The sequence below is a fragment of the Jiangella muralis genome (assembly GCF_001270745.1).
Lineage (GTDB): Bacteria > Actinomycetota > Actinomycetes > Jiangellales > Jiangellaceae > Jiangella > Jiangella muralis.
This window is the reverse complement of record NZ_KQ434754.1, coordinates 259,462-285,154: the sequence shown is the minus strand read 5'-3', so window position 1 is coordinate 285,154 and position 25,693 is coordinate 259,462. Positions and strand designations below refer to the sequence as shown.

The 25,693-nt window shown below is 72.8% G+C and carries 26 protein-coding genes; 11 read left to right on the top strand and 15 right to left on the bottom strand.

All coding sequences use genetic code 11. The annotated features are described in order from the left end of the window. The first annotated feature begins 98 nt into the window (after positions 1 to 98). Positions 99 to 1,034: a prephenate dehydratase gene (gene pheA / locus ACW62_RS09560; protein ID WP_053203860.1), complete on the top strand. Its 936-nt coding sequence runs from the start codon at positions 99 to 101 to the stop codon at positions 1,032 to 1,034. On the opposite strand, the gene ACW62_RS09555 is transcribed toward pheA, so the two are convergent. Beyond that, entirely contained in the window at positions 994 to 1,728 is a 735-nt protein-coding gene (locus ACW62_RS09555; RefSeq protein ID WP_053203859.1) for a hypothetical protein, read from the bottom strand. The two genes, pheA and ACW62_RS09555, sit on opposite strands and share 41 nt — an antisense overlap. Positions 1,729 to 1,883: 155 nt before the next feature. On the opposite strand from ACW62_RS09555, the gene ACW62_RS09550 reads away from it, so the two are divergent. The 4 genes from ACW62_RS09550 to ACW62_RS09535 all read left to right on the top strand — a co-directional run bounded on the left by ACW62_RS09550 (position 1,884) and on the right by ACW62_RS09535 (position 5,150). Next, positions 1,884 to 2,156: a GntR family transcriptional regulator gene (locus ACW62_RS09550; RefSeq protein WP_205629243.1), complete on the top strand. Its 273-nt coding sequence runs from the start codon at positions 1,884 to 1,886 to the stop codon at positions 2,154 to 2,156. 247 nt (positions 2,157 to 2,403) lie between these two features. Further along, a complete protein-coding gene (gene serS / locus ACW62_RS09545; RefSeq protein WP_053204037.1) occupies positions 2,404 to 3,666 on the top strand; it encodes a serine--tRNA ligase in 1,263 nt (420 codons plus the stop codon). Next, positions 3,663 to 4,481: an HAD family hydrolase gene (locus tag ACW62_RS09540; RefSeq protein WP_053203858.1), complete on the top strand. Its 819-nt coding sequence runs from the start codon at positions 3,663 to 3,665 to the stop codon at positions 4,479 to 4,481. Before serS ends, ACW62_RS09540 begins: the two co-directional genes overlap by 4 nt. A 213-nt stretch (positions 4,482 to 4,694) precedes the next feature. Further along, a complete protein-coding gene (locus tag ACW62_RS09535) occupies positions 4,695 to 5,150 on the top strand; it encodes a DUF6918 family protein (RefSeq protein ID WP_053203857.1) in 456 nt (151 codons plus the stop codon). Between the two features lie 91 nt (positions 5,151 to 5,241). On the opposite strand, the gene ACW62_RS09530 is transcribed toward ACW62_RS09535, so the two are convergent. The 11 genes from ACW62_RS09530 to ACW62_RS09480 all read right to left on the bottom strand — a co-directional run bounded on the left by ACW62_RS09530 (position 5,242) and on the right by ACW62_RS09480 (position 15,882). Beyond that, positions 5,242 to 5,823 carry a bacterial proteasome activator family protein gene (locus ACW62_RS09530; protein WP_053203856.1) on the bottom strand — a complete coding sequence of 194 codons (582 nt, stop codon included), beginning with the start codon at positions 5,821 to 5,823 and terminating at the stop codon, positions 5,242 to 5,244. 168 nt (positions 5,824 to 5,991) lie between these two features. Beyond that, complete coding sequence (locus tag ACW62_RS09525; protein ID WP_053203855.1) at positions 5,992 to 8,730, bottom strand: ABC transporter permease; 2,739 nt, start codon at positions 8,728 to 8,730, stop codon at positions 5,992 to 5,994. Further along, positions 8,727 to 9,458, bottom strand: a complete 732-nt coding sequence (locus tag ACW62_RS09520) for an ABC transporter ATP-binding protein (protein ID WP_053203854.1) — start codon at positions 9,456 to 9,458, stop codon at positions 8,727 to 8,729. Before ACW62_RS09520 ends, ACW62_RS09525 begins: the two co-directional genes overlap by 4 nt. Next, positions 9,455 to 10,060: a PadR family transcriptional regulator gene (locus tag ACW62_RS09515; RefSeq protein ID WP_053203853.1), complete on the bottom strand. Its 606-nt coding sequence runs from the start codon at positions 10,058 to 10,060 to the stop codon at positions 9,455 to 9,457. The genes ACW62_RS09520 and ACW62_RS09515 overlap by 4 nt, the downstream gene beginning before the upstream one ends. A gap of 272 nt (positions 10,061 to 10,332) precedes the next feature. Further along, on the bottom strand, positions 10,333 to 10,878 hold the full coding sequence (locus tag ACW62_RS09510; protein ID WP_053203852.1) for an NUDIX hydrolase: 546 nt from the start codon (positions 10,876 to 10,878) through the stop codon (positions 10,333 to 10,335). 97 nt (positions 10,879 to 10,975) lie between these two features. Next, positions 10,976 to 11,953 carry an NAD(P)H-quinone oxidoreductase gene (locus ACW62_RS09505; protein WP_053203851.1) on the bottom strand — a complete coding sequence of 326 codons (978 nt, stop codon included), beginning with the start codon at positions 11,951 to 11,953 and terminating at the stop codon, positions 10,976 to 10,978. A gap of 13 nt (positions 11,954 to 11,966) precedes the next feature. Continuing rightward, on the bottom strand, positions 11,967 to 13,067 hold the full coding sequence (locus tag ACW62_RS09500) for a potassium channel family protein (RefSeq protein WP_083459549.1): 1,101 nt from the start codon (positions 13,065 to 13,067) through the stop codon (positions 11,967 to 11,969). A gap of 24 nt (positions 13,068 to 13,091) precedes the next feature. Continuing rightward, positions 13,092 to 13,355, bottom strand: a complete 264-nt coding sequence (locus ACW62_RS09495) for a DUF6457 domain-containing protein (RefSeq protein ID WP_092624534.1) — start codon at positions 13,353 to 13,355, stop codon at positions 13,092 to 13,094. 42 nt (positions 13,356 to 13,397) lie between these two features. Further along, positions 13,398 to 13,946: a molybdenum cofactor guanylyltransferase gene (gene mobA, locus ACW62_RS09490; protein WP_205629242.1), complete on the bottom strand. Its 549-nt coding sequence runs from the start codon at positions 13,944 to 13,946 to the stop codon at positions 13,398 to 13,400. A gap of 83 nt (positions 13,947 to 14,029) precedes the next feature. Then, positions 14,030 to 14,812: a carbon-nitrogen hydrolase family protein gene (locus ACW62_RS09485; RefSeq protein WP_053203849.1), complete on the bottom strand. Its 783-nt coding sequence runs from the start codon at positions 14,810 to 14,812 to the stop codon at positions 14,030 to 14,032. 122 nt (positions 14,813 to 14,934) lie between these two features. Continuing rightward, positions 14,935 to 15,882, bottom strand: a complete 948-nt coding sequence (locus ACW62_RS09480) for a 2-hydroxyacid dehydrogenase (protein ID WP_053204035.1) — start codon at positions 15,880 to 15,882, stop codon at positions 14,935 to 14,937. A 36-nt stretch (positions 15,883 to 15,918) separates the two neighbouring features. Between ACW62_RS09480 and ACW62_RS09475 the strand changes: the two genes are divergently transcribed. Further along, a complete protein-coding gene (locus ACW62_RS09475) occupies positions 15,919 to 16,869 on the top strand; it encodes a DUF389 domain-containing protein (RefSeq protein WP_053204034.1) in 951 nt (316 codons plus the stop codon). Here the strand turns inward: ACW62_RS09475 and ACW62_RS09470 are convergent. After that, the gene (locus tag ACW62_RS09470) at positions 16,841 to 17,395 is read right to left on the bottom strand and encodes a GrpB family protein (RefSeq protein WP_205629241.1); all 555 of its coding nucleotides are present in this window, start codon (positions 17,393 to 17,395) and stop codon (positions 16,841 to 16,843) included. The two genes, ACW62_RS09475 and ACW62_RS09470, sit on opposite strands and share 29 nt — an antisense overlap. Positions 17,396 to 17,468: 73 nt before the next feature. Continuing rightward, positions 17,469 to 18,488: an Lrp/AsnC family transcriptional regulator gene (locus ACW62_RS09465; protein ID WP_053203847.1), complete on the bottom strand. Its 1,020-nt coding sequence runs from the start codon at positions 18,486 to 18,488 to the stop codon at positions 17,469 to 17,471. A 122-nt stretch (positions 18,489 to 18,610) separates the two neighbouring features. Between ACW62_RS09465 and ACW62_RS09460 the strand changes: the two genes are divergently transcribed. Genes ACW62_RS09460 through ACW62_RS09440 form a run of 5 tightly spaced genes read left to right on the top strand, consistent with a single transcriptional unit; the run spans position 18,611 to position 24,669 of the window. Then, positions 18,611 to 20,014, top strand: a complete 1,404-nt coding sequence (locus ACW62_RS09460; protein WP_169792020.1) for an ABC transporter substrate-binding protein — start codon at positions 18,611 to 18,613, stop codon at positions 20,012 to 20,014. 5 nt (positions 20,015 to 20,019) lie between these two features. Then, on the top strand, positions 20,020 to 21,063 hold the full coding sequence (locus tag ACW62_RS09455) for a carbohydrate ABC transporter permease (RefSeq protein ID WP_083459546.1): 1,044 nt from the start codon (positions 20,020 to 20,022) through the stop codon (positions 21,061 to 21,063). Then, entirely contained in the window at positions 21,063 to 21,926 is an 864-nt protein-coding gene (locus ACW62_RS09450) for a carbohydrate ABC transporter permease (protein ID WP_053203845.1), read from the top strand. Before ACW62_RS09455 ends, ACW62_RS09450 begins: the two co-directional genes overlap by 1 nt. Positions 21,927 to 21,928: 2 nt before the next feature. Then, entirely contained in the window at positions 21,929 to 23,224 is a 1,296-nt protein-coding gene (locus ACW62_RS09445) for a Gfo/Idh/MocA family protein (RefSeq protein ID WP_053203844.1), read from the top strand. Next, complete coding sequence (locus tag ACW62_RS09440) at positions 23,221 to 24,669, top strand: sulfatase-like hydrolase/transferase (protein WP_053203843.1); 1,449 nt, start codon at positions 23,221 to 23,223, stop codon at positions 24,667 to 24,669. The genes ACW62_RS09445 and ACW62_RS09440 overlap by 4 nt, the downstream gene beginning before the upstream one ends. 83 nt (positions 24,670 to 24,752) lie before the next feature. Here the strand turns inward: ACW62_RS09440 and ACW62_RS09435 are convergent, their stop codons facing one another. Next, positions 24,753 to 25,679, bottom strand: a complete 927-nt coding sequence (locus ACW62_RS09435; RefSeq protein WP_053203842.1) for an RNA polymerase subunit sigma-70 — start codon at positions 25,677 to 25,679, stop codon at positions 24,753 to 24,755. Between the last annotated feature and the right edge of the window lie 14 nt (positions 25,680 to 25,693).

The following is a 25,693-nucleotide window of genomic DNA, read 5'->3' as shown; positions in this document are numbered from 1 at the left end:
GCTCCACATCCATCATGCACGACCGTATCCGTAGCGGGCCGATCTCACGCCAACGACGGCGCTAATTGTGGCCAGGCTGACACACTAGTCTTCTGAACATGACCGACCGCTACGCCTACCTGGGCCCGGAGGCGACGTTCACCGAGGCGGCCGCCCTGCGGTTTCCCGCCCTGGCCGGCGCCACGCTGGAGCCGTCGCCGACGGTCCACGCCGCCATCAATGCCGTGCGTACCGGCGAGGTCACCGGCGCCGTCGTCCCCGTCGAGAACTCCGTCGAAGGGTCGGTCAACGCCACGCTCGACGAGCTGATCCGCGGCGAGCCGCTCGCCATCACCGCCGAGGTGCTGCTGCCGGTCACGTTCACACTGCTCGCCCGCCCCGGTACGGACCTCGCCGGCGTCCGGCGCATCGTCACGCACCCCGTGGCCGAGGCTCAGTGCCGCGCGTGGGTCACGGCGAAGCTGCCCGACGCCGTCATCTCCCTCGGCCCGTCGACGGCCGCCGCCGCCGCGTCCGTCGCCGGCCGGACGCCCGGCCCCGACGGCACGGTCGCCGACGCCGCCATCGCCGCGCCGCTGGCCGGCGAGCGCTACGGCCTCGACGCCCTCGCCGTCGACATCGGTGAAGACTCCGACGCCGTCACCCGCTTCGTCCTCGTCACGTCGCCGGGGCGGCCGGGCCGGCCCACCGGCTCCGACAAGACCACCCTCGTCGCCTTCATCCGCGACGACCACCCCGGCGCGCTGCTGGAGATCCTGGAGCAGTTCTCCGCCCGTGGCGTGAACCTCACCCGCATCGAGTCGCGGCCCACCGGCAACGGCATGGGCCGCTACTGCTTCGCCATCGACGTCGAAGGCCACGTCGCCGACGCCCGGGTCGGCGAGGCGATGATGGGCCTGCGCCGGGTGTGCGCCACGGTGCGCTTCCTCGGCTCCTACCCGCGCGCCGACGGCATCCGGCCGCCCGTCCTTCCCGGCACCTCGAACAGCGACTTCACCGACGCCGCGGAGTGGCTGGCGCAGTTGCGCGGGTGACACCCGGCCGGAACGGCGAGAACGCGGTGAGCTGCCAGGTGTGCGGCGGATTGCCGGCGTCGTCGTGGCCACGGGGCAGCGCGCACGGGTCGGGATCGTGGGCGGCGCCCGGCACGCGGCCCGGGACACCGCAGAGCAGCGCCTCGGACAACAGGCCGGGCTCGTCGGCGCGGGTCCACAGCAGCCACCACCACGGCATCGACCGTTCGTCGACGTCGTCGTGAGGTCTGGGCTGGCCCAGACCGGTGTGCGGCATCCGATGGCCGGCGCCGAGCTCGCAGACGATGACGTCGCCGGCCCGGGCGCTCCAGGGCCAGTCGCCGAGCCGGTCGGCATGCGCCCTGCTGAGCGTGGTCGCGGCCGAGCACGTGGGCAGCAGCCCGGCCGCCAGCCGGGCGACCGCGTGCCGGCCGTCCGTGGCCACCACGGGCGTCGGTTCGACCTTGCAGAGGTGTTGTGCGCCGGGCGGTACCTGCGGACCGCTATCGACGGGCACGGGACGCCAGCGGCTGATCGGCTGGTAGCCCATCAGGCGCACGCATTCGGTCCAGCCGCGCGGGCCGGGCATGACGAAGCGGTCGCGCAGCTCGGTGCGCAACCGGCCGTCCTGCGTGCGGATCTGGATGAGCGGCTGGGGGCGGGCCGGATCGCGGGACGGTAGCTGGACGGCGATCAGGCGGTGACCAGGCAGCATGATGGCTCCGATCCCTGGGAAAGGGTCGTGAGTGGGCAGAGCGGCAAAGCTCCAAGATGACACACCCCTCGGACAATTGCTATGCAGCGCGTCGGTACGCGTACCGACGCGTCTCTACGATGACCAGCGCGAACCGTGGCCTAGATTCCAGCGCCGTGCCTGATTTCGTGCCGGATCACACGGCGGACGTCTACGTCTACGTCCAGCTCGCCGACTTCCTGGTGGACGAGATCAGGGCCGGACGACCGCCTGCCGGTGGCCGTTTCCTCGGCGAGGACGAGATGGTCGGCGAGTACGGTGTCTCGCTCACGACGGTCCGCCGTGCACTGGCCGTCCTCCGCGACCGCGGCGTCGTCCGGACGGTGCCGGTCAAGGGCACCTTCGTGATCGGCCCACCACCCGCCGACGACGGAGCGCAGTCCGGCTAGCGAGCGCCGTCCAGGTGGATGACTCGCAAGGTGCGAGGAAGGACGGCTGACGAGAACGATCAGGTGACGAAGGCGCAGCGAATCTGAGCGATACGTCACCTGATCATCGGCAGCAGCAGCGGCGGCGCCCGGACGCCGCGCAGGAGGCAACGGGACCCGGGAGCCACGCCCTGGAACACCGCTCGCGGCTCGTGCCCGGGCCGAAACCCCCGCGCGCCACCGTCCGCCCGCCCGATACCCTCGGGTGGTGCTAGATCTGCGCCTGATCCGGGAAGACCCCGACCGTGTCCGCGCGTCGCAGCGAGCGCGCGGCGAGAGCGAGACCGTCGTCGACGAGTTGCTCGCCGCCGACGAGTCGCGGCGGTCCTCCCTGGCCGAGTTCGAGCGGCTGCGCGCGGAGCAGAAGCGCCTGGGCAAGCTCATCCCGAAGGCCGCGCCCGAGGAGAAGCAGGAACTGCTCGCCACCACCCGCGAGCTCGCCGCCGCGGTGAAGAGCGCCGAGGCCGCCGCCGACGCCGCGCAGGCGACGCTCGACGAACTGGCGCGGGTGCCGTCGAACCTCGTGCTCGACGGCGTGCCGGCGGGCGGCGAGGACGACTACACCGTGCTCCGCGAGGTGGGCGAGAAGCCGTCCCTCGACCTCGTCCGCGACCACCTCGAACTGGGCGAAGGACTGCGCGCCATCGACACCGAGCGCGGCGCGAAGGTCTCCGGCGCCCGGTTCTACTTCCTCACCGGGGTGGGTGCGCAGCTCGAGCTGGCCATCCTCAACCACGGCATGGCCACCGCCGTCGCCGCCGGGTTCACACCGGTCATCACGCCGACACTGGTGCGGCCGGAGATCATGGGCGGCACCGGCTTCCTCGGCGCGCACGCCGATGAGGTCTACCGCATCGACGCCGACGACCTCTACCTGGTCGGCACCAGCGAGGTCGCGCTGGCCGGCTACCACGCCGGCGAGATCGTCGACCTCTCCGACGGGCCGCTGCGCTACGCCGGCTGGTCGGCCTGCTACCGCCGCGAGGCAGGTTCTTACGGCAAGGACACCCGCGGGATCATCCGCGTTCACCAGTTCCACAAGGTCGAGATGTTCTGCTACTGCCACGAGGAGGACGCGGCCGACGAGCACGCGCGCCTGCTCGGCTGGGAGGAGCAGATGATGGGCGACATGGAGCTGCCGTACCGCGTCATCGACGTCGCGGCGGGCGACCTCGGGTCGAGCGCGGCCCGCAAGTTCGACTGCGAGGCGTGGCTGCCATCGCAGGACCGCTACCTGGAGCTGACGTCCACGTCGAACTGCACCACGTTCCAGGCCCGGCGGCTCGGCGTCCGCGAGCGCACCGACGGCGGCACCCGCCCGGTCGCGACGCTCAACGGCACGCTGGCCACCACCCGGTGGATCGTGGCGCTGCTCGAGAACCACCAGCAGCCCGACGGCTCGGTGTACGTGCCGAAGGCGCTGCGGCCGTTCCTCGGCGGCCGCGAACTGCTGGAACCGGTCGCGCGGTGACGGTGACCGACAGCTGGCGCCCGGCCCTGGTGGCGCTCGACGTCGACGGCACCCTGGTGACATACGCCGAGTTCCACCAGCCGCCGCGGCCACCGGTCCTCGACGCGGTGCGGCGGGCGCACGACGCCGGCGCGCACATCGTCGTCGCGACCGGGCGGTCGATGCACTCGACGCTGCCGCTGCTGGACCAGCTCGGGCTCGAGGACGGGTACGCGGTCTGCTCGAACGGCGCGGTGGTGGTCGACGTGGCCGAGCGGGCGCCGATCGACATCGAGACGTTCGACATCACCGACACCGTCCGCTACTTCACCGAGCAGATCCCCGACGCCGTCCTGGCGGTCGAGGAGTTGGGCCGCGGCCACCGGGTGACGGGCGAGTTCCCGGCCGGCGACCTCGACGGCGACGTCACCGTCGTCCACCACGACGAGCTGGTCGCCCAGCCGGTGACGCGGCTGGTGGTGCGCTGGCCCAACGGCGACCGCGAGCGGCTGCGGGCCATCGCCCGCGACTCCGGCCTGCCCAGCGTCGACTACGCCATCGGCTTCACGGCGTGGCTGGACATCATGCCGGTCGGCGTCTCGAAGGCGTCCGGGCTGGCCAAGGTGGCCGCCCGCCTCGGTGTGACGGCGGACGGCGCCCTCGCCGCCGGCGACGGTCACAACGACCTCGAGATGCTGCGCTGGGCCGCTGTCGGCGTGGCGATGGGCCAGGCCCCTGACGACGTCAAGGCCGTGGCCGACACCATCTGCGGGGACGTCGAGTCCAACGGCCTCGCCGCCCTCCTCACCACCTACTTCCCAGACGTCCCCGAGTAGTAGCGCAGCACACTCCGCCTCCGCTCGCCGCGAAGCGGAGCCAGCGCAGCACCCCGCCGCAGCCCCGCCACTCAGACCACTCTGATCCCACCAGGACACACGCGCATCAAACCGGACAAATACCACTCTTCGCCGCACCGATCTTCGTGTTCTACAGTGGCGGAGCACGTCCGTCACACCTGATCAAATTCGATAATGAGGGGCACTTCCCACATGGCTGACACACTCCGCGAGATCCTTCTCGACCCGGCCCGCCGGCCCGCCGTCGTCAAGGACCTCCACCAGCTCGTCGACGCCGAGGTCTCCGACAAGAGCGGCGTCTCGGGGATGGCCGTCAAGGGCGGCTACGCGGTCCTGAAGAAGATCAACTCCGGGTTCGTACCGGAGACCATCGACAACATGCTCGACTCGTTCGTCGAGCAGGCCGAGCCGTTCTACGCCGACTTCCAGGCCACGGGTGGCGGCTCGCTCGCCGACTACTTCGAGGGCCGCCGCACCGAGGTGGCCGACGCCCTGCTCGGGGTGTCCGACGCACGCGCCGCGGCGTCGCAGCGCGACAGCGTCAAGAAGGTCTACGGCAAGCTGCGCCCGCAGGCACAGAAGCACGTCGAAGAGGCGCTGCCGCGACTCGCCGGCGTCATCGAGAGCCACGCCCGCACCGCCGCCTGACGGGCTGACTCACCCGCGTGGCCGAGCTGGATCGACGTCGTCGAGCCGCTCGGCCAGGCGGGCCGGCCCGAGTCGTCCGGCGGCAGGATCGTCAGAGGTACATCCCGCTGCCGCGCTGATCGCCCTCGTCGGGCGCCGGCGGCTGACCCGGCATCGCCTGACCGGGCGCCAGCTGCACGCCCGGGGGCAGCGCCCGGCGCATCTGCTCGAGCTGCGCCCGCGCCGCCATCTGCTGCGCGAACAGCGTGGTCTGGATGCCGTGGAACAGCCCCTCCAGCCAGCCGACCAGCTGGGCCTGCGCGACCCGCAGCTCGGCGTCGGTGGGCACGTTGTCGTCGTCGAACGGGAGCGCGAGCCGCTCGAGCTCGTCGACCAGTTCCGGCGCCAGGCCGTCCTCGAGCTCGTCGATGGAGGCCCGGTGGATCTCGCCCAGCCGGCGGCGGCTCGCTTCGTCGAGCGGCGCGGCCTTCACCTCGTCGAGCAACTGCTTGATCATGCTGCCGATGCGCATGACCTTGGCCGGCTGTTCGACGAGGTCGGTGAGCGAGCGCTGCTCCTCCTGGCCCCCTGGCGCGGACTCGACGGCCATGCCGCCGGGGCCGACGACGACGACGCGCTGCTCGTCGTCCTCATGGGTGTCGTGGGACTCGGCGTTCTGGTTGGGCTCCGTCATGGAACCATCTTCACCCCTCGGCCCCCGTGTCGGCACCTCCGGGTCGAACTTGACGCATGGGCCGTCGTTCCGCCGGTCGCCGGCTGGCCGCCTCGGCCCTGCGCAGGGCGAGCAGCTCCAACGTCCGGCGGCGCGCGGCCTGACGCGCGCGGCGCACTGTCGTGCTGTTCACTCGACCCTCCTGATCATCGGCAACCGGCTCGGGGTGAAGATCACCGCGACGAGGACGGCCAGGACAGGGACGGCGACACCGGTGAGGACGAGGCTGTCCCAGGCCCAGATGAAGTCCGGCGCTCCGAGCGCCGGCCACACCAGATACGCGAAATAGATACCCAATCCGGACCCGATCAGTACCCCCATTCCGCCGACGACCAACGCCTGGGCGCCGGCCAGCCCGCGCCGGCGCCGGGGCGGTGCCCCGACGGCGGCCAGGGTGGCGAGGTCGGCCCGGCCCTCGGCGGCCGCCAGCGAGACCGCGATGGCCACGCCGACCAGCGTCACGAACGCCGCGCCGGCGGTGAGCGCCAGCACCGCGGGGTCGCGCTCGGTCTCGAACGGGGTCTCGACGGAGACCCAGGCGCCGGTCGACTCGATGGCCTGCAGGGCGGCGTCGAGCTGCTCGGGTGTGGCGTCCTCGAAGGTGACGAGGCTGCCCGTCACCCTCAGTTCGAAGCCGCGCGCGGTCAACGTCTCCGCCGCGGCGAACGCGCCGGGCAGGCTGGAGTAGGCGAGGTCGCGCTCGGCCAGGTGCCCGCGGAAGCGGACCGACGTCGGCGTGTCGTCCGTGGGGAAGGTCTCGATGGCGATGTCGCCGCCGTCGCCGAGGAACGAGCGGTCGTAGACGACCATGGCGCCGCCATCGACGGCGTCGAGCGTGGCCTGGTCGGGCGCGCCGCCCGCGGCGATGGCCATGATCGCCGGGTCCGCGACGGCGGCCGATGCCGATCCGCTGGTCCACCCCGCGCAGCCGGTGCAGTCGGGCGATCCCTGCAGCCACGCGACGTTGTAGGCGTCGTCCGCCGTGTACCGCAGCGTCGCCTCGGTGAGCCGGTGCGGGACGGCGGCGGGCAGGGTTCTGGCGAGTGCCTCCTCCGCGGCGACGAGCTGGGCCGTGGCCTCGTCGTCGGGTAGCCCGTACCAGTCGATGTCGATGCGGATGACGTTGTCGGGCAGCATCGGCGTGTAGCGCAGCTCGTCGGCCTTGGCCGAGCCGCCGGCGCCGAACGCGACCGCCGTCGTCCCCGCCACGACGATCGCGATGGCCGCGACCGCCGGCGCGGTGCGGTGCCGGTGCCGCGCGGCGTCGCGGACGGCCAGCCGGGCCGAGAGGCCCAGCCGGTGCGCGCCGCGGGCCAGCGCGGAGATCAGCCCGGGCAGCAGCACGACGATGCCGGCCGTCGCCACCAGCGCCCCGGCCAGCTGGATGGCGATGTAGGGCGCCGTCGAGGGCTGGTGGACGAAGGCGCCGGTGCCGGAGAGTTGCTCCAGCCGCCGGCCGTAGTCGGCCAGGTTCCCGGACATGATCCGGCTGGCGATGAGCGCACCGCCGGCGCCGACGACGAACAGCACCAGCCCGACCATCGGCAGCCGCGCCGCCAGCCGCGTCGTCCGGAACCGCTCGGCCAGCGCGTCGACCGGCTTCATCCGGGCCGCGCCGATCGCCGGCACCACGGCGGCGGCCACCCCCGACAGCACCCCGACGGCGGCGGCCACGACCAGCTCGACCCAGCCGAACGTCCAGTCGTCGATCAGCTCGCCGAGGAACCACTCCCACAGCGGCGCCACCGCCGGCACCAGCAGTGCACCGGCGACGATCCCCAGCACCGCGCCGATGACGCCCAGCACCAGCCCTTGGGCCAGCACCGTCCGCCGCACCTGCCCGGCGGACGCGCCGCCGGCGACCAGCAGGCCGATGTCGCGAACCTGTCGCCGGGCGCCGACGGCGAACGCGGCGCCGGCCAGCAGCACGACCTCCAGCAGCCCCAGCCCGACGACGAGCGCGACGAGGGCGGCCCGCTGCACCTGGTCGACGGTCGGACCGCCGGTGGTCTCGTAGAACTGCTCCGGATTGGCGACGGCGTCGCGCGGCATCAGGCCGACGCCGTCGGCGGCCAGCCGGCGGCCGAGCTCGTCGACGTCGGTCCCGGCCGGCAGGTCGGCCAGATAGGCCTCGCCGCCGGTGAAGGACAGGTTGCCCCAGGCGGTCTCCAGGGTGGCCGCGAACTCGGCGGTGACCGAGCCCGGTGCGGCGCTCACGACCTCGGCGTCGAGGTGGAACGGGTCGACGACGAGCCCGGTGACGCGCATCCGCGGCCCGTCGTCCAACGTCATCGTGGCGTCGGGCCGAAGGTCACCGTCGTCGAGCAGGTCCAGCCGCTCGGCCAGCCGCGGTGTCACCACGACCTCGTCGCGCGCCTCCGGCCAGCGGCCGCCGTCGAGCCGGAACGCGTGGTCGGTCAGCGGGCCGCCCTGGGTCCCGACGTCGAGCAGGACGTTGCGCAGCACGGTGTCGCCGTGGCGCGGCCGGATGCCCTGGATCCGGCGCTCGGGCTCCAGGACGGTGCCCGCCGGGAGCAGCGCGGGCAGGTCGACGGCGCCGGAGTCGCGGGCCGGCAGGCCCTCCGGCATCGCGTTGTACGAGATGTCGACCAGCGGCAGCCGGCCGTTGGCGGGCATCGGGAGCTCGGCCCACGGCGTGACCTCGAGGATCACGTCGGCGTCACCCATGCGGGCGTAGGCGGTGCGCTCGGGGGAGTCGGCGCTGCGGTACAGGACATCGGCGATGGTCGCGCCCGCCACCGGGAGCCCCACCAGCACCGCGATCAGCAGCGAGCGGCCGAGGTTGCGGCGGACCTGCCGCCGTGCGATCCGCAGCGCTGGCCGCCATCCGCGCCCGGGGCGCCTCACCCGAACCCGTCCGCGCTCAGCAGCACCTCGGGCGGCGGCGCCGCGCCGGTGTCGTCGACCAGCGCGCCGTCGCGCAGGAACACGACGCGATCGGCCCAGGCGGCATGCCGGGCCTCATGCGTCACCAGCAGCCCTGACGCGCCGGCGTCGCAGCGGGCCCGCAGCACCCGCAGCACGTCCTCGCCGGTCTGGGAGTCCAGCGCGCCGGTCGGCTCGTCGGCCAGCACCAGCCGCCGCGGCCCGATCAGCGCGCGGGCGATGGCGACCCGCTGCTGCTGCCCGCCGGACATCTCGTCGGGGAACCGGTCGGCGAGGTCGCCGACGCCGACCTCCGCCAGCGCCTCGAGCGCCTCGCTCCGGGCGGCCCGGACGCGGACGCCGTCCAGCTCACGAGGGAGCGCGACGTTCTCGGCGGCGGTGAGCGCGGGGATGAGGTTGAGGTCCTGGAAGACGTAGCCGAGGCTGCGGCGGCGGACGGCGGCCAGCTCGGCGCGGCTCAGCGTGGCGAGGTCGATACCCTCGACGAGGACGGCGCCCGTGGTCGGGGTGTCGAGGCCGCCGGCCAGATGCAGGAGCGTGCTCTTGCCCGAACCGGACGGCCCCATGACGGCGATCAGCTCGCCGGTCCGCAGCGTCAGGCTGACGTCGCTCAGCGCGTGCACCGCCGTGGCGCCGTCGCCGTGTACGCGGTCGACGGCGCGCAGCTCGAGGACCGGGTCGGTGGTCATCGCCGCACGGCCCGATCGGTCTCGGTCGCGTGGACGGGCGGCGCCGGGGTGCCGGGGGTGGCCGGGGTCGCCGGGCGGGGCGTCGTGGCCAGCCGCGCCAGCCGGGTCTCGGAGTGGTCGAGCCAGCGCACCTCGGCCTCGGCCCGGAAGATCATGGAATCGAGCACCAGCAGCCACGCGGTGTCCTCGGACCCGTCGGCGACCGCCTTGAGCCGGGTCAGCTCCTGCAGGTGCCGCAGCGTGGCCGTGCGCTGCGTCTGCAACACCGACCGCACATCGACGCCGGGCGTCGTCAACGCGAGCGCGACCTTGATCGCCAGCTCGTCGCGGGGCCGGTCGCTGCCGCCGAGCGGCGTGGCGAACCAGCCGGTCAGCTCCGCGTGCCCGGCGTCGGTGAGTCGGTAGACGACCTTGCCGTCCTCATCGGACTCGCCGGTCTGCTCCACCAGGCCGTCGCGTTCCAGCCGCGCCAGCGTGGTGTACACCTGCCCGACGTTCAGCGGCCAGGTGGCGCCGGTGGACCGTTCGAACTCGTGGCGCAACTGGTAGCCGTACATCGGGGACCGCTCCAGCAACGCCAGCAGACCGTGACGAATCGACATGGCTACCAAGTATGCATACCCAGTATGGCCCGTCAAGCCGGCGCTGGTCAGAGCGGCGCCGACGGACGGTCAGCGCGGCGGCGGCAAACGGTGCGGCAAGCGACGCGAGGTTGTCGGTGCCCGCCCGTAGAGGTGGGCCCCCTCCCGGCCGGGCGGGGACCGTACCCGGCGGAAACCGCCACCGCGCACCGCCGAAACCGCGACCGCGCACCGCACCCCGCCGAACCGCGACCGGCGGCGAGCCAGCAACCCCGCGGCGAGGACGGGCAGGGTCAGCGGGCGAAGTGGTTGGTCGGCACCGTCGACTCCTCGGCGGCACTCAGCGCGACCGGCCAGCGGGCCGGAGCAGCCACGGCGCCGGCCAGCCCCGCCAGCCCGACCGGCCAGACCGGCCGCTCGGTGCGGGCCAGCTCGTCGAGGCTCCACCAGCGGTGGCCGATGACGGTGAGCTGCTCCTCTTCGGTGAGCCCGGCCGGCTCGATCTCCTGGCCGGGCGCGTCGGCGACGAAGAAGGTCTCGGACTGGACGACGATCTTGTCGGAGTAGGCGTGCACGACGGTGCGTTCGGCGATGGGGCCGCGGACGGACGACGGCGTGAGGCGGAGGCCGGTCTCCTCCTCGACCTCGCGGACGACGGCGTCGAGCAGGGTCTCGCCGGGGTCGACGCCGCCGCCGGGGGTGATCCAGAAGGTGGGCGCGCCGGGTGCGGACGGATCGCTGTCCTCGAACAGCAGGATGCGGCCGCCGGGCTCGAGGAGCAGCACCCGGGCGGTGCGGCGGTGAGTGACCGGCCGATCGAGTTCGGACTCCAGCGACATGACCACGTTCGCCAGGGTACGCCCCGTTCGGGCACCGTGACCGCCGATGTCGCATCGAGTCATCAGCGGCGAATCATCGCTGCTGGTGATCGCGATCTCAGGTGCTGAGCAGCACCTTGCCGACGTGCTCGCCGTCGGCGACGACGCGGTGTGCCTCGGCCGCGTCGGGCATCGGGAGGACGCGGTCGACGACGGGGCGGACGGCGCCTGACTCGATCAGCGGCCACACGTGCTCGCACACCTCGGCGACGACGGCGGCCTTGCCGGCCACCGTGCGGCGGCGCAGCAACGAGCCGGTGACGCGGGCCCGCTTCTCCATGACGGCGGCGAGGTCCAGCTCGGCGCGCCGGCCGCCCATCGTCCCGATGATGGTGATGCGGCCGTCCATCGCGAGCACGTCGATGTTCCGCGCCAGGTACGGGCCGCCCATGATGTCGAGGACGACGTCGGCGCCGTGGCCGCCCGTCGCGGATCTCACGACCTCCACGAAGTCGTCGGTGCGGTAGTTCACCAGGATCTCCGCGCCCAGGTCGGCGCACCGTTCCAGCTTGGCCGCCGAGCCCGCCGTCACCGCGACCCGGGCGCCCAGCGCGCGCCCGATCTGGATGGCAGCCGTCCCGATGCCGCTCGCGCCGCCGTGCACCAGCAGCACCTCGCCGGCGCGCAGCCCGGCGGTCATGACGAGGTTCGACCAGACCGTGCACATGACCTCGGGCAGTGCGGCCGCCGTGACGAGATCGACGCCACGCGGGACCTGCAGCAGCTGGCCGGCCGGTACCGCGACCCGCTCGGCGTACCCGCCGCCGGTCAGCAGCGCGCACACCTGGTCGCCGGCCTTCCAGCCGGTGACGCTCTCGCCGACCTCGCTGATGGTGCCGCTGCACTCGAGGCCCGGCCAGGCCACGGCGCCTGCGGGGACGGGGTACTTGCCCATGCGCTGCAGCAGGTCGGCCCGGTTGACGGCGGACGCGACGACGTCGACGATCGCCTCGCCCGGCCCGCAGACCGGGTCGGGCACCTCCGTCCAGCGCAGGACCTCCGGCCCGCCGGGCTCGGTGATGACGACCGCGTGCACGTGACCCCTCCGCTCAGACGCCGCCCGGCGGACGGTCCGCCGGGTCCTCGGGCTCCTCCACCGGCGGCGGCTCGTGGGCGTCCTCGCGCCGGGCCCACGGGTACTCCTCGGACGGGCGGATGACGATGAGGCGGTCGCCGCGGACGAGGTGCCCGATGGCCGGCGAGTGGAACGGCAGCTCGTCGCCGTCGCGGACGACCGCCACGACGAGGTCGGTGACCTGCCGCGGCTGCTTGCCCTCTTCGCGCGGCGACACCAGCCGCTCGGCCACCTCGAGGCCGACGCCGGACGTGGTGAGGTCCTCGAGCACGTGGCCGAGGGCGGGGCTGACCGTCGCGAGGCCCAGTATCCGGCCGACCGCGTCCGACGACGTGACGACCTCGTTCGCGCCGCCCTGCCGGACCAGCGCGAGGTTGTCGGCCTCGCGGACCGACACGACGATGTTGGCGGTCTGGTTGAGCTGCCGGCACGTGAGCGTGGCCAGCACGCTGGCGTCGTCGCGGGCCGTGGTGATGACGATGCGGTTGGCTGCCGGGACGCCGGCCCGGCGCAGCACCTCGGTGCGGGTGGCGTCGCCCATGACGGCGACCAGCCCCTGCTCGTTCGCCTCGGCGATCGCGGCCGGGTCGGGGTCGACGACCACCAGCGTGTCCGTCGATATGCCGTTCGCGAGCATGGTGGCCACCGCGCTGCGCCCCTTGACGCCGTAGCCGATCACGACGGTGTGGTCGCGCAACTTTCTCCTCCAGCGGTTGAGCCGCACCTGCTCCCGGCTGCGGGTGGTCAGGGTCTCCAGTGTCGTGCCGATGAGGATGATCAGGAACAGCACCCGCAGCGGCGTGATCAGCACGATGTTGACCAGCCGCGCTGTGTCCGACGTCGGCGTGATGTCACCGTAGCCGGTGGTCGAGAGCGAGACGGTGGTGTAGTAGAACGCGTCCAGCAGGTCGACCGATCCGTCGGAGTTGTCGGTGTACCCGTCGCGGTCGAGGTAGACGAGCAGCGCCGTCAGCACCAGCACCGACAACGCGATGATGACCCGCTGGGTCAGCAGGCGCAGCGGGTCGACCACATCGGCGGGCGCCGGCAGGTGGACGGAGCTCTTGGTCTGCACAGCCGTGACGCTAGCGGACGCGGCTCACTGCAGCGTCGGCGTGGTGACGTCGGGACCGTCGTTCCAGTCGCGGGCCAGCTCGCCGGCGATGTCGAGGGCGGCGTTGACGGCGGCCGCGCCGCCGCCCTTGGTCGCCGCCGCGTAGCCCGCGATGAACGCCGTCACCGGCGCGGCCGGCCGCTCCACCGTGTGCGCGGCGTCGCGGGCGAGGTCGAGGATCCCGCCGACGTCGACGTCGTCGACCGGCACCCCCAGTCGTTCGCACAACGCGCTCACCCAGCTGTCCATGTCACGTACCTTCCTCCCGCCGTCCGGCCCATCCTCCACTGATCATGGCCGCCATCGGGCCAGGTCGCCCGGCGTGTCGATGTCCGCGGCGCCGTCGTCGTCCGGGAGCGTCGCCACGCGCAGGCGGTCCAGCAGCGCGCGGACCGGCCGGTCCCGCGGGTCGCCGACGGCGTCCAGGGCGGCCCGCAGCGGCTCGATCCGGTACGCCGCCACCAGCGGCTGTACCCAGCCGGAGGCATCGACGACGGCGACGGCGTCGACGTTCTGCGCCAGCCCGGCGAGCAGCCGTCCGACCAGCGCCGACGACACCCGCGGCAGGTCCGCGGCGAGGACGACGACGGCGTCCGGCGCGACGTCCAGGGCGGCCAGGCCGGCGGTGAGCCCAGCCAGCGGGCCGCCGCCGGGCGGGTCCTCACGGGTCCAGGTGACCGGCGTGGACGTGTCGCGTCGCGGGCCCGCGACGACCACCTGCGCCGCGCCGGCGCCGTCCGCCGCGGCGACCGCGCGGTCCAGCAGCGTCTGCCCGCCGACGACGAGCCCAGGCTTGTCCGTCCCGCCGAGCCGCCGCCCAGCCCCGCCCGCAAGGATCACTGCCGCCCAATTGTCGGTGCCAGCCGCTAGGGTCGGTCCCACCCGGTCCGGGCGGGGCGTGTCCACGTCGTCAGCCGGCATGGTCACGACGGCGACGGCCAGCTCCGCCGGTGCCGTAGCGCGGGGTTGCGCTCGCGGGCGGCCGCGACGCGGTCCGGGTCGAGCTCGGCGACCAGCCGGCCCTCGTCGTCACCGAGACCGGCGACCACCACGCCGAGCGGGTCGACCAGCTGGCTGAGCCCGCAGTACGCCCGCCCGTTCTGGGCCGCCGCGGCGACGTAGACGGTGTTCTCGATCGCCCGCGCCCGCAGCAGCGTCTGCCAGTGGTCCTCCTTCAGCGGCCCGCGCACCCACGCCGCCGGGACGACGAACGCGTCGGCGCCGGCGTCGACCAGCGCCCGGCCTTGTTCCGGGAAGCGCAGGTCGTAGCAGGTCAGCAGGCCGAGCCGGACGCCGTCGACGGCGAGCACCGCGGGCACGGGGTCACCGGCGCGCAGCCGGTCGGACTCGCGGTAGCCGAAGGAGTCGTAGAGGTGCGCCTTGCGGTACGTCGCCAGCACGGCGCCGTCGCGGCCGACCGCGACCAGCGTGTTGTACGGCCGGTCGGGGTCGCCGGACCGCTCGAACATGCCGGCCACGACGACGGCGCCCGTCGCCCGCGCCACCGACGCCAGCGTCGCGACGAACGGGCCGTCCAGCGGCTGCGCCACCGGGCCGAGCGGCAACCCGGGGGCGCCGAAGTCGTGCATCACCGCCTCCGGCAGCACGACGAGGTCGGCCTCGACGCCCTTCGTGAGCCGCCGGATCGCCGCCGTGTTCGCCTCGGTGTCGGTGCCCGCCGCCAACTGGACCAGTGCTACCCGCATACGGCCATTAAAGCCGCCGTCCCACCCGCCCACAGAAGTTGATCTTGGAGTAACGCGACCATCTATCGGACATTTCGCCCAGCGACGGCGCCTTTACTCCAAGATCAACAGGGGCGGCGGGCTTACAGCGACACCGGCGTGACCAGCGTCCCGTCGGCCAGGAACCGCTCCAGATTCCGCAGCACCAGCTGCGCCATCGCCTCGCGCGTCTCGACCGTCGCGCTGCCGATGTGCGGCAGCAGCACGACGTTGTCCAGCGCGAACAGTTGCTCCGGCACGTGCGGCTCGTCGGTGAACACGTCCAGCGCGGCGCCGCCCAGCGCCCCGGACACCAGCGCCGTCACCAGCGCGTCCTGGTCGACCACACTGCCGCGCGCGACGTTGACGAGGTAGCCGCCGGGCCCGAGCGCCGCGATGACCTCGGCGGAGACCAGCGCCTGGGTGCCGGGGCCGCCGGGGGTCACGACGATCACCGCGTCCACGGACCGGGCCAACTCCACCGGCGAGGCCGCGTAGGCGTACGGGACGTCGTCGACGCGGCGGCGGTTGTGGTAGCTGATCGTGCAGCCGAACGCCTCGAGCCGATGCGCGATGGCGGCGCCGATGCGGCCGAGCCCGAGGATGCCGACCCGGGCGCCGCTGACCCGGCGCCGCAGCGGGGCCTTGTCACCGGCCGCCCACGCGCCGCGGCGGACGAACCGGTCGCCGGCGGACAGCCCGCGGAGCACGTCGATCAGCCCGCCGACGGCGAGGTCGGCGACGCAGTCGGTGAGCACGTCCGGGGTGTTGCTGAGCGCGATGCCGCGCGGCTTCAGCGCCGCGACGTCGACCGCGTCGTAGCCCACGCCGAGGTTCACGACGGCGGCCAGCCGGGGCAGTGCGCCGATCAGCTCGGCGTCCATGCCGGCGCCGGTGACCGCGACGGTGACGTCGGGGCCGTGCTCGGCGAGGAACGCCGCCCGCTGCGGCCCGGACGGCAACCGCAGCGCCCCGTACGTCGCCAGCCCTCGCTCGGCCGTGGAATGAAGGCCGCCCACCTGCAGAATCACGCCGTCAGTCACGGTCGCCAGCGTACAAGCCCGAGTTCCACGCTCTACGATGGCGCCGTGCTGCACCTGCGCGTGACGACGCCGGCGGAGACGACCGACCGCGTCGTCGAGCTGCTGGACGAGTGCCCGGGCGTGGCCAGCATCGCCGTCCTGCGCGGCGCGTCCGTCCGCCCGGAGGGCGACCTCGTGCTGGCCGAATTGGCCCGCGAGTCCGCCGAGGGGATGATCCACGCGCTGCGCGAGCTGGGCGTCGACCAGACCGGCACCATCGCGCTCGAGTCGGTCGAGACGTCAGTCTCGGCGGCTGCCGAGCGGGCCGAGGACGAGGCGCCGGGCGAGGGCGCCGACGCCGTCATCTGGGAGCAGGTCGTGCGCCGCGCCGACGAGGACTCGGTGCTGTCCAACACGTTCGTCTGGTTCCTCAGCCTGGCCGCCGTGCTGGCCGCGATCGCGATCGTGCTCGACTCCGCCATCCTGGTGGTCGGCGCGATGGTCGTCGGGCCGGAGTTCGGCCCGCTCGCGGGAATCGCCGTCGGGCTGGTGCACCGGCGGTTCAGCATCGTGCGGCAGGCGCTGGTGACGCTGGTGGTGGGGTTCATCATCGCGATCACCGTCACGACCGTGCTCGGCCTGCTGGCGTCGTGGGCAGGGTGGATCGACGCATCGGTGCTGACGACCGACCGGCCGCTGACCGGGTTCATCTGGCATCCGGACCGGTGGTCGTTCGTCGTGGCGTTCATCGCCGGGATCGCCGGCATCCTGTCGCTCACGTCCGCGAAGTCGGGCGCGCTGGTGGGCGTGTTCATCTCGGTGACGACGGTGCCCGCCGCCGGGAACCTGGGGCTGGCCCTGGCTCTCGGTGACGGCGCCGAGGTGGGTGGCGCGGCCGCTCAGCTCGGCATCAACCTGGCCGCGATCGTGCTGGCCGGAACCCTGACCCTCATCGCGTTGAAGGCGAGCTCCGGCCGGCTGCCCCGGCTCAGTGCTGGACGGACGCCCGTCGCATGATGTCCTCGATGAACGGCGCCTTGCCCGCACGGTAGGCGGGGCGGTCGTCGTGGTGCACGGCCGCCAGGCTCTGCTTGATGTCGGCGTAGCGCTGCGCGTCGTCGGGGTGGTGGCGCAGGTGGTCGCGGAAGGCCAGGCAGTCGCGGCCGAGCTGCGAGACGTACTCGACGACGTGCAGGTGGTGCGTGCGCCAGGCCGGTTCCGGGTAGCAGAACGACCAGCGCCGCAGCTCTTCGTCGCCGGCCTCGGCCACCTGGGTCCAGCCGATCTCGCGCATCGCGGCGACGGCGCCCTGGGCCTGTTCGTAGGAGGGCACCATGGCCATCATGTCGATGATGGGCTTGGCGGGCAGGCCCGGCACTGCCGTGCTGCCGACGTGCTCGACCGAGCCGATCAGCCACGGACGCAGGACCGGTTCGACCTGCTGACGCTGCTGCTCGAACGACTCGGGCCACGCGGTGTCGTATGGATGGATGTCTATCGGGTCGCGGCGCACAGCATCGTGCGCAGCCTCACTCTCGTGCATGCATCGACCATAGCCCTCCGACCCCCGTGGTGACGCATGAGATTCGCAGGATCGCACCGAGTTCCGGGCGTGTTCATGACCCGGACGGTGACCTGGCGACGGTGCGCAACTCGGGGTCGATCATGCCGGCCCGTTTGACGGTGCGCAGCGCCACCGCGACGTCGGCGTGGATCAGCCCGGGCAGGTGGCCGACGGTCTCGGAGAGGAACTCGTAGAGGGCGCTGTCGCTGGCCACGGCGATCTCGCCGCAGAGGTTCCGGTCGCCGGTGGTGGCCGCGATCATCACGACGCTGCGGTGCCTGGCCAGGATCTCGCCGGCGAGGCCGATCTTCGTCGGGTTGATGGTGAGCCAGACGAACGCGTTGACCGTCAGCCCCAGCACCTCCGGCTCGACGACGGTGCGCATGCGCAGCACGCCCTGGGCCATCAGCGTCTCGGTGCGCCGGCGCGCCGTGCTGGGCGTGACGCCGCACCGGGCGGCGAGGTCCTGCCAGCTGGTCCGGCCGTCGTCGACGAGCACGGCGACGAGCCGCTCGTCCAGTTCGGACAGCGGGGCGGCCTCGTCGGGCTCGGGGTGCTCGTTCCACCGGTCCCGCCGCTCGGCCCGCAGCTCGGCGACGACGGTGTCGGGGAGCAGGCCGGGGTTCCAGCCGTGCGGCGTCGAGAACCGCCTGATCACCTGGTTGCTGAACGTCGCCATGACGCCGTCGAACCGTGGCAGCTCGTGCATCATCAGCCGGTAGAGGTGCTCGTTGGAGGTGTAGGCGATCTCGGCGACGCAGTCGACGCTGCCGGTCAGCACCTTGACCGAGCCGGTCTCCTCCCACTGCGCCAGCGGCAGCGCCAGCTCGTCGGCCGCGCCGGGTGCGCACCGCAGCCGTACGAACACCGACCGCGCCCGGTGGCTGGTCTGCGAGTCGAGCGCGCCGACGACCCGGACGGCGCCGGTGCGCCGCAGCCGGGCCAGCCGCCGCGACACCGTCGCCTCGGAGCTGCGCACCGCCCGCCCGATGACCGCGTGGGTGGCCAGCGGCTGCGCCAGCAGGGCGCCGATGACGAGCCGGTCGAGGTCGTCGATCTTCGCCGATTCCATCAGATCACCGCCTCTCGTTCATGATTCCTTGCACATCTTGTCCATTCGTTGACACCTTGAATCACCGATCCCAAACATGGTGCCCCATATTCGGCAGGCGCTTCACGAGGAGGGACGGCATCATGTGGCGACGACCTCTGACCGCACTCGCGGTGATCGGCCTGGTCGCGGCGGGCTGCTCCGGCGACGACGACGGCGAGAGCGCGGGCTCCGGCGAGGGCGGCGGCAGCATCACCCTGTGGACGGTTTACGACACCGCCGACCGCATGGCGACGATGCAGCAGGTGCTGGCCGACTTCACCGAGCAGTCCGGCATCGACGTCGAGCTGGTCGGCGTCAGCGCACCCGACCTCACGCAGGCCATGGTGTCCGCGGCCGCCGCCGGTGACCTGCCGGACGTTGTCGTGCACGGCGTCGAGGTGGCCGCCGGCTGGGTCGACGAGGGCATCCTCGATCCCGTCGTGGCCAGCGAGCTGATCGACGAGCTGGGCACCGACACGTTCAACGAGAGCGCGCTGGACCTCATCCGGGTCGAGGACGCCGAGGGCGAGTACGCCTCCGTCCCGTCCGACGGCTGGGGCCAGATGATCTTCTACCGGACCGACCTGTTCGAGGCCGCCGGGCTGGAGCCGCCGACCGACTACGAGAACGTGCTGGCCGCGGCCGAGGCGCTGAACGGCCAGGACGGCGGCTCCGGCTTCGCGCTGGGCAGCACCGGTGGCGACGGCTTCACCATGCAGGTCTTCGAGCACGTCGCGCTGGCCAACGACTGCCAGCTGGTCGACGACGACGGCGAGGTGACGCTGGACAGCCCCAAGTGCGAGGAGGCGATCCAGTTCTACGTCGACCTCGCGCAGTACGCGCCCGCCGGCGCCGGCGACGTCGACACCACCCGGGCCAACTACCTGGCCGGGCAGACCGCCATGACGTCGTGGTCGCCGCACCTGCTGGACGAGCTGGCCGGGCTGTTCCCGGACACGCCGCTGACCTGCGCCGACTGCGCCGCCGACCAGCAGTGGCTGGTCGACCGCACTACGATCCTGCCGCTGTTCCAGGGACCGTCCGGCGACCAGCCGACCCAGTTCGGCCTCACCATCAACCTGGGCATCACGTCGTCGGCCGACACCGAGCCGTCCAAGGAGCTGGTCCGCTACCTGCTCGGGGACGGGTACATGGGCTTCCTGTCCATCTCGCCGGAGGGCCGGTTCCCGATGCGCAACGGCCCCGAGGCCGGCGACACGTCCTACGTCGACGGCTGGTCCGGCCTCGCGGTCGGCGCCGGGCAGGAGCAGCTCAGCGTCGGCGAGCTGTACGGCGACGACGCGGTGCAGACCATCACCGACGGCGCCACCGGATTCGAGCGCTGGGGCTTCCCGCAGGGTCAGGGCGCGCTGGTCACCGCGATGTACGGCGACCTCGAGCTGACCAACATCCTGCGCGACGCGCTGGACGGCGCCCTCACGCCGGCCGAGGCGGCCGCGCAGATGGACGAGAGCGCCACCCAGCTCCAGTCCGAACTGAGCTGACGCCCATGGCCTCCGGACCGATCGCCCCGTCCACCGCCGCCGCGGCCGAGACCGGCGCCGGGCCCGGCAGCGGTGGACGGCGCGGGCGTCGCGGGCGGCCGGGTGCCGGCCGGCGTGGGCCGTCGCTGCGGGTTCGCGAGGGCCGCGCCGGGCTGGTGCTGGTCAGCCCGACCGTGCTGATCGTGCTGCTGGTGGTCGTGCTGCCGTTCCTGTGGACGATCATCATGTCGTTCCAGCGGCTGCGGCTGATCGACCTGCAGAACGTCTTCGACATCACGCTGACACTGCGCAACTTCGAGACGGTGCTGGGCAGCGCGGACCTGTGGGTGATGGTCCGCACGACCTTGATCTACAGCATCGGCGGGACCGTGCTGTCGATCGGCGCCGGGCTGGCGACGGCGCTGGCGCTGCGGCAGCGGTTCCCCGGCCGGATGATCATCCGGGCGTTCGTGCTGGTGCCGTACGTCATCCCGGTGGTGTCGGCGGCCCTGGTCTGGCGGACGCTGCTGAACCCGCAGTTCGGGCCGGTCAACGTGTTCGGCGTCGACGTGCTGGGCTGGGACCAGCCGATCGGGTTCCTCAGCGAGCGGTTCCACCGCATCGAGCTGTTCGGCGTCGGGTTCGACGCCCCGATCGCGCTGCTCTCCGTCATCGCGTTCGAGGCGTGGAAGACGTTCCCGCTGGCGTTCCTGTTCATCCTGGCCCGGTTGCAGGGCCTGCCCCGGGACCTGGAGGAGGCGGCCCGCGTCGACGGCGCCAGCCCGCTGCAGCGGTTCCGGTACATCGTCGCGCCGCAGTTGTCCGGCGTCATCGCGCTGCTGGTGCTGCTGCGGTTCATCTGGACGTTCCAGAACTTCAACGACGTGTACCTGCTGACCCGCGGCGCCGCCGGCACCGAGGTCGTCGCGGTGCAGGTCTACCAGTACCTGGTGGCGCGCAACGACGTCGGCGGGGCCGCCGCGCTCGGCCTGCTGATGTCGGTCGTGCTGATCATCGCGTTCGCCGTCTACTACCGGTACGGCGTGCTCAAGCAGGAGTCGGAGCTCTGATGGCGTCGCGGGAACGGGTCGAGACCCGGGTACTCGGCGTCGCGCGGGTGCTCTGGCTGACGGTGGTGCTGATCGCCTGCGTGCTGCCGCTGCTCTACATGCTGCTGCTGTCGGTGCGGCCATTGCAGGCGGTGCTGCAGGACCCGCTCGGCGTGCCGTCGCCGAGCGAGCTGAACCTGGAGGCGTACCGGAAGGTCATCGCCTCACCGGAGGACGGCGGGTACGGCCTGCTGTCGTTCTTCGGCAACTCGCTGATCGTCGCGCTGGGCTCCGTGGTGGCGACCGTGCTGCTGTCGGTGCTCGGGGCGTACGCGGCGACCCGGCTGCGCTTCCCCGGCAAGAACGTCATCAACATCTCGTTCTTCGCCTGCTACATGTTCCCCGGCATCGTCATGGCGATCCCGCTGTTCGTGCTGTTCTCGCGGCTCGGGCTGCGCGGCGAGCTGCCGGCGCTGATCGTCATCTACCTGGCGTCGACGGTGCCGGTGTCGGTGTACATGCTGCGCAACTACTTCCGCTCCATCCCGCGGGCGCTGGAGGACGCGGCGATGGTCGACGGCTGTAACCGGGTCCAGGTGATCGTGCGGATCGTGCTGCCGCTGGCCATGCCGTCGATCGCCGCGACCTCGCTGTACGTGTTCATGATCGCCTGGAACGAATACCTGTTCGCGCTGCTCTTCCTGCTGGAGAGCCGGGACAACTGGACGGTCTCGCTCGGGCTGGCACAGCTGGACGACATCAGCGTGTCGGCGACCGTCCTGATGGCGGGGTCGGTGCTGTTGACGTTGCCGGTCATCGCGCTGTTCTTCGCCGCCGAGCGTCTGTTGGTCGAGGGCCTCACCGCCGGGGCCGAGAAAGGGTGAGCATGACGGACATCGACGCGCCGGTGCGACTGCTGGTGATCGGCGCCGGCAGCCGTGGCGGCCAGGCCTACGCCGGCTGGTGCCTCGAGCATCCCGAGGCCGCCGTGGTCACGGGCATCGCCGACACCGACGAGCGGCGGCTGGCGAGCGTCGGCGACGCGCACGGCGTGCCGGCGACACGCCGGTACACCGATTGGCGGGCCGCGCTGACCCGCCAGGGGCCGTGGGACGCCGTCGTGGTCGCCACGCCGGACCGCATGCACGTCGACCCGACGCTGCGCGCGCTGGAGCACGGCTACGACGTGCTGCTGGAGAAGCCCATCGCGCCGACGCCGAGCGAGCTGGACCGGCTGATCGCGGCCGCCAAGGACCGTCCCGGCGCCATCACCGTCTCGCACGTCATGCGGTACACGGAGTTCTTCAACGCGCTGAAGCGGCTGCTGGACGACGGCACCATCGGCGACCTGCAGGGCATACAGCACGCCGAGCACATCGCGTACTGGCACTTCGCGCACAGTTACGTCCGCGGCAACTGGCACCGCACCGCCGACTCCAGCCCGATGCTGCTGGCCAAGGCGTGCCACGACATCGACATCCTGCGCTGGCTGGTCGGCTCGCCGTGCATCGCGGTGTCATCGTTCGGCGACCGGCGGCACTTCCGCATCGAGAACGCGCCGCCCGGCTCCACCGACCGCTGCGTCGACGGATGCGCCGTCGCGGCCACCTGCCCGTACAACGCGCACCGGTTCTACGTCGAGCAGCTGGCCGGCGTCGAGACCTGGCCGGTCTCCGTCATCACCGATGACCCGTCGCCGGAGGGCCGGCTGAAGGCGCTGCGCGAGACCGACTACGGCCGCTGCGTCTACCGCATGGACAACGACGTCGTCGACCACCAGACGACCTCGCTGCGCTACGCGAACGGCGTGACGGCGTCGCTGGTGGTGTCGGCGTTCACCGAGCAGAACACCCGCGTCATCACGATGATGGGCAGCCACGGCGAGCTCAACGCCGACCTCGAGTCCGGCCGCATCGAGGTGGTCCGGTTCGGCGACTCGGTGCCGGAGGTGGCCGGCCTGCCGCCCGCGGAGCGGCAGGTCGAGCAGGTGTCGAACGACCGCGCCGGGCACTCCGGCGGCGACGCCGGGCTGATGGCCGACTTCGCCGAGCGGACCCGCCGGCGGCGGGCCGGGCGGCCGGTGCAGGCCGCGCCCAGTGCGTTCGAGGAGAGCCTGGAGAGCCACTGGGTGGCGTTCGCGGCCGAGCGGTCCCGCCAGAACGGCACCGTCGAGTACCTATGAACGGGCCGCTGCCGAACCTGCTGCTGGTCACCACCGACCAGCAGCGCCGCGACACCGTCGGCCCGGGCGCGCCGGGATTCCTGCGCACGCCGCACCTGGACCAGCTGGCACACGAGGGCATCCGGTTCGACGCCGCCTACGCGTCGACGCCGGTGTGCGTGCCGTCGCGGGTCACGCTGCTCACCGGACGGTCGGCGCTGCGGCACGGCATGACGCACAACGGCCGGACGTGCGACGTTCTGGCGCCGGACGCGCCGACGCTGCCGGCCCGGCTGGCCGCGCTCGGGTACGCGACCGTCGGCATCGGGAAGATGCACTTCACGCCGCCGCGGGCGCACCACGGCTTCGAGGAGCTGATCCTGCCCGACGACTACTACCGGACCGGTGTGCCGGCGATGCGGCACGGGCTCGGGCAGAACGAGCTGGTGCCGGGCATGGCGACCGTCCCCGAGGCGGAGACGCTGACGTCATGGCTGTCGGAGCGGGCGGTCGAGCACCTCCGGTACCGCCGCGACCCGACCCGGCCGCTGTTCCTGTGGCTCTCGTACAGCAAGCCGCACCCGCCGCTGGACCCGCCCGAGCCGTACTACTCGATGTACCGCGACGCGCCGGTGCCGGAGCCGGTCGTGGGCGACTGGGCCGGCGACGACGCGCCCGCGGCGTTCCGGCGGCAGCGTCACCGTGGCTCGTTCGACCTGCTGGATCCTCTGACGGTCCGAGCGGCGCGAGCTGCGTACTACGGGCTGGTGACGCAGCTGGACTACAACCTCGGCCGGGTCCTGGCGGCGTTGCAGGACGCCGGTGAGCTGACCCGGACGACGATCGTGTTCACGTCCGACCACGGCGAGTTCCTCGGCGACCACCGCACCGGCAACAAGGTGTTCTTCCACGAGGCGTCGGCGGGCGTGCCGATGATCGTGCGGCCGGCGGCGGGCACGTCACCGGTCCCGCCGGGCACGGTGGTCCGGACGCCGGTGACGCTGGCCGACGTGCTGCCGACGTTCGTGGCGGCGGCCGGCGGGCCGGCACCCGACGACGTCGACGGCGTGGACCTCGTCGCCCTGGCCGCTGGTGGCGACCGGCCGCGCGTCGTCGTGGGTCTCGCGAGCGGCGACGCCGGGCCGCCGGGCGTCCCGTACTACCTGGCCATGACGGACGGGCGGCACAAGTACGTCTGGTACCCGGAAGGGCCGGCCGAGCAGCTGTTCGACCTGGGTTCCGATCCGGACGAGCGGCACGACCTCGCCCGCTCCGCGTCCGCTGATGACCTCGCCGGCTGGCGCGACCGCCTCACCGCGGCGATCGTCGACGCCGGCGGCGCCCACCACCTCGACGACGGCGCGCTGCCCGCCGTCGCGCCCCTGACCGACACCGTCGCCGAGCAGCGGGCGAACGGCTGGCCCGGCTATCACACCGAGGCCTTCTCCCTCGACGTCCGCCACTGACCCCGCCCCCACCCACGTTGATCTTGGAGTTTCCGTGGAATCAATCCGGCATTTCGCCCGACGACTGCCCGCGCACTCCAAGATCAACTTCTGAGCGACGCGGGGAGGTCGAAGGCGGGGAAGAGCTCGGGGCCGAACGTGGTGATCTCGGCGATCAGGCCGCCCTCGATCCGGAGCACGTCGATCTTGAAGGCGTCGTACGTCGACCCGCCGGGCGGGCGCAGGTAGCAGGCGGCGGCCGGCAGCCGGTTCGCCGACGACGGCAGCAGCCGCCAGTCGCCGTGCTCGGCCGCCCGCTCGATGAGCGGCGCGAGCGCGGCCCAGCCGTCGTAGCAGACCGGCTGCGGCGGCATGGTGACCCGGATGTCGTCGCGCACGAGAGCCGCCATGCGGCCGGTGTCGGGCCGCTCGCTCAGGGCGACGTAGCGGTCGAGCAGGTCCCGCTCGTCGGCGCTGAGCGCGGTGCGCGACGGGCCGGAGCCGGGCCGCGGCGTCCGGCGCAGCGTCGCCCGGGCCCGTTGCAGGGCGCTGTTGACCGCCGGCACCGACGTCTCCAGGATCGCCGCGGTCTCGGCGGCCGACCAGCCGATCGCGTCGCGCATCACCAGGACGGCGCGCTGCTGCGCGGGCAGTTCCTGCATGGCCGCGACGAACGCCAGCTCGATCGTCTCGCGGCCCACGACGACGGCCTCCGGCTCGTCCGCGCTCGGCGCGACCTGGTCGAGCAGCCGGTCCGGGTACGGCTGCAGCCACGGCACCTCGGCGAACGAGCGCACCTGCTCGGGCCGCCGGGACCGCTGCCGCACCAGGTCGAGGCAGGCGTTCGTGGCGATGCGGTACAGCCAGGCGCGCGCATTGGTGCCCGGCTCGAACGCGTCGCGGTGGGTCCAGGCCCGCAGCAGCGCCTCCTGCAGCACCTCCTCGGCATCGTCGAACGAGCCGAGCAGGCGGTAGCAGTGCACGTGCAGCTCGCGGCGGTGGCCCTCGATGGCGGCGGTGACGTCGTCCATCGGGACATTCTGCA

Excerpts from the sequence above, each read along its gene's own strand:
- pheA (WP_053203860.1), top strand. The coding sequence starts at position 99 with ATGACCGACCGCTACGCCTACCTGGGCCCGGAGGCGACGTTCACCGAG.
- ACW62_RS09555 (WP_053203859.1), bottom strand. The coding sequence starts at position 1,728 with ATGCTGCCTGGTCACCGCCTGATCGCCGTCCAGCTACCGTCCCGCGAT.
- ACW62_RS09535 (WP_053203857.1), top strand. The coding sequence starts at position 4,695 with ATGGCTGACACACTCCGCGAGATCCTTCTCGACCCGGCCCGCCGGCCC.
- ACW62_RS09530 (WP_053203856.1), bottom strand. The coding sequence starts at position 5,823 with ATGACGGAGCCCAACCAGAACGCCGAGTCCCACGACACCCATGAGGAC.
- ACW62_RS09520 (WP_053203854.1), bottom strand. The coding sequence starts at position 9,458 with ATGACCACCGACCCGGTCCTCGAGCTGCGCGCCGTCGACCGCGTACAC.
- ACW62_RS09515 (WP_053203853.1), bottom strand. The coding sequence starts at position 10,060 with ATGTCGATTCGTCACGGTCTGCTGGCGTTGCTGGAGCGGTCCCCGATG.
- ACW62_RS09510 (WP_053203852.1), bottom strand. The coding sequence starts at position 10,878 with ATGTCGCTGGAGTCCGAACTCGATCGGCCGGTCACTCACCGCCGCACC.
- ACW62_RS09495 (WP_092624534.1), bottom strand. The coding sequence starts at position 13,355 with ATGGACAGCTGGGTGAGCGCGTTGTGCGAACGACTGGGGGTGCCGGTC.
- ACW62_RS09485 (WP_053203849.1), bottom strand. The coding sequence starts at position 14,812 with ATGCGGGTAGCACTGGTCCAGTTGGCGGCGGGCACCGACACCGAGGCG.
- ACW62_RS09470 (WP_205629241.1), bottom strand. The coding sequence starts at position 17,395 with ATGCACGAGAGTGAGGCTGCGCACGATGCTGTGCGCCGCGACCCGATA.
- ACW62_RS09465 (WP_053203847.1), bottom strand. The coding sequence starts at position 18,488 with ATGGAATCGGCGAAGATCGACGACCTCGACCGGCTCGTCATCGGCGCC.
- ACW62_RS09460 (WP_169792020.1), top strand. The coding sequence starts at position 18,611 with ATGTGGCGACGACCTCTGACCGCACTCGCGGTGATCGGCCTGGTCGCG.
- ACW62_RS09455 (WP_083459546.1), top strand. The coding sequence starts at position 20,020 with ATGGCCTCCGGACCGATCGCCCCGTCCACCGCCGCCGCGGCCGAGACC.
- ACW62_RS09450 (WP_053203845.1), top strand. The coding sequence starts at position 21,063 with ATGGCGTCGCGGGAACGGGTCGAGACCCGGGTACTCGGCGTCGCGCGG.
- ACW62_RS09445 (WP_053203844.1), top strand. The coding sequence starts at position 21,929 with ATGACGGACATCGACGCGCCGGTGCGACTGCTGGTGATCGGCGCCGGC.
- ACW62_RS09440 (WP_053203843.1), top strand. The coding sequence starts at position 23,221 with ATGAACGGGCCGCTGCCGAACCTGCTGCTGGTCACCACCGACCAGCAG.
- ACW62_RS09435 (WP_053203842.1), bottom strand. The coding sequence starts at position 25,679 with ATGGACGACGTCACCGCCGCCATCGAGGGCCACCGCCGCGAGCTGCAC.